This is a genomic window from Actinomadura sp. NPDC000600, from assembly GCF_040492135.1.
Taxonomy (GTDB): domain Bacteria; phylum Actinomycetota; class Actinomycetes; order Streptosporangiales; family Streptosporangiaceae; genus Spirillospora.
The window spans coordinates 1-1,911 of the sequence record NZ_JBEUPD010000104.1 but is presented as its reverse complement, the minus strand read 5'-3'; the positions used below and the strand labels follow the sequence as shown (position 1 = coordinate 1,911).

Annotated in this window: 1 protein-coding gene; it reads left to right on the top strand. The window is 64.1% G+C overall.

Features of this window, described 5'->3' with window-relative positions; all coding sequences use genetic code 11:
- The coding region (locus ABWI07_RS43960) for a PDDEXK family nuclease (RefSeq protein ID WP_353822188.1) at positions 1–1,610 on the top strand (1,610 nt) is incomplete at its 5' end.
- Between the last annotated feature and the right edge of the window lie 301 nt (positions 1,611–1,911).

Here is a 1,911-nt window from a genome sequence, read left to right as displayed (position 1 = left end):
CCACCATCTGGCGGGTCGTAGAGACGGAGCCCGCCCGCGATAAGACCGGCACCACGGTCCGGATCGATGTACCCCAGGGGAAGCCACTGCGAGGCCTGGAGCGCCAGGATGCTGCTGCGAACCTCACCGCGAAGCTGGCGTTCTACCTCAGGGCCTACCCCGACGTTTCCGTGACGTTCGACGGCAAGCGGCTGGACCCCAGCGACATCATCGTCGGCGAACCCATCGACCTGCGGCTGGACCTGCCAGAGGAGTACACCCAGGAGGACCCGGCCCCCGTCGTGACCTTCGTGGAGTGGAACCAGCGGATGAGCGACCGCAGGATGCTCATCTGCAACGCCGACGGTATTGCTCTGTATGAACAGGGCCGGGAGTGGACCGACAGCATCGTCAGCTTCACGCCCTACCTGCGGTCCAGCCTGTTCAACGACATCTCCGTTGACGACCTGCACGGCCTGCCCATGTCCCACGGCGGTCTCTTGGACGTGGCCGCCAAGGCCGTCCAGAAACACCTGGCCCTCCGGGGCGCCCAGATTTCCGCAGCGGTGGTACGGCAGCTGAAGGACGAAGGCATCTATCCCTACTCGGGGCCGTCCGCCAGCGGTACACAGGCGATCGAGCGCCAGACCTTCGACGTCGTGGTGACCGTCGCCCGCGACGCCCTCCCGGTCAAGGGCGCAGCCCGCCAGCTTTCCGTGAGTCTCATCCAGACTGCGCTGGAAAGCAGTCCGGGCGACCTCCACACCATCCTGGCAAAGGTCCTCGCGCTCAGCGACGAAGACCGCCGGCATTTGAAGAATCTCTTGGACAGCACTGACCTGACCCATGTCATCGAGGCCGCTACCACTGTCACCAACCGCCTGAACTTCATCGGCGCGTTGCGGAAGATCCTCGCCGACCCTCAGCTCCGCAAAGACTTGCGTGAAGTCGACCAGCTTCACCCCATGATTGCCAAGAACCTTTGGCTGTTCGGTGAGGACTGGAACATGGCCATGAACGAAGTCGGGCTCACCAACGTGCTCCAAGCCCACTTGGAAGACCAGCTTGGTGAGGACGTCGTCCTGGAGAACCAGCTCGAGCCCGTCACGCAGCCGGACGGACGCAGCGGCCGGGTGGACGTCCTGCTGTTCCGCAGCCGACGCGACGACAGCTCCACTGAACGGCTCATCATCGAGCTCAAGCGCCCCACCGTCCGAGTCGGAAAGAAGGAACTCGACCAGATCAAGGGCTATGCCCGGGCCATCGTCGACGACCCGCAGTACAGCGGCGTCGACTGCAAATGGCGCTTCTACCTGATCACCTACGATTACTCGGACAAGATCCTTCGCGACATTCGGCAGAAGGACAAACCGGAGGGCCTCGCCGACGACCACCACGACTATGAAGTCTGGGTCAAGAGTTGGGGCGAGATCCTGGATACGGCGGAGAAGAAACTGCTGTTCTTCCAGCGTCAGCTGAACTACGAGGCCACCGACGACCGCGTCACGCAGCACCTACGCGAGAGCTACTCCCGCTTCATCCCGGAGGCCCTCGCCGAGGACGGCCAGAACGGCGCGGCAGCGTCCAACAGCAGCACGGGCAGTGAAACACCGAGCACGTTGCACCCTTGACCTGGGCGGGAGCCCTTACGTCCGGGACTGCGGAGGACGCGTAGCACCAAAGCTTTTGCAGCGGGGCGACCCTAGGTGAGCGGTGCCAGCACGAGACTCCGGGAGTCAGCGATGACGCCCCGGGGTCCCTCTGTGTTCTGGCGTGTCCGCCCGGTTCAAGCGTCGTCACAGTGAGGGGGTTCCCATGCTCGAGTGGTCCGGGGCACTATGTGAGCTAGATGGCGTATGCCGGAATCCGCGACGGCAAGGCGTGATCTTCGAAAGGCCCCGCCCAGCAGGGGGGAACCAGCGAGGCTGCGGG